Genomic DNA, 241 nt, shown 5'->3' with positions numbered 1-241 from the left:
GGAATTTAAAAAGGATTTAAATTCCTTAAAAATTAGAATAAATTATATATCTTCTTAGCCATTTCATTCTCAAGTATAGGTAATACTTCTTCAAGCTTAATATTTCTTTGTTTTGCTTTTGCATTAATTATTGTTGAGTTTTCAATGAAATCACTTTCGTAATTTTGAGATTTTGAATTGTTTTGTAATTTTAAAGATGAATTTGAATTTTTTATATCATAATTATTGTTTTGATTGATTA

Annotated in this window: 1 pseudogene; it reads right to left on the bottom strand. The window is 20.7% G+C overall.

Annotated features, from left to right (window positions below):
• Positions 1-32 precede the first annotated feature (32 nt).
• Positions 33-241: pseudogene (locus AVBRAN12642_RS09820) on the bottom strand (hypothetical protein); the annotation flags it as partial.

This window comes from Campylobacter sp. RM12642 (genome assembly GCF_020137635.1).
Classification (GTDB): domain Bacteria; phylum Campylobacterota; class Campylobacteria; order Campylobacterales; family Campylobacteraceae; genus Campylobacter_E.
The sequence above is the reverse complement of the archived record's forward strand: the minus strand, read 5'-3'. Positions and strand labels throughout refer to the sequence as shown.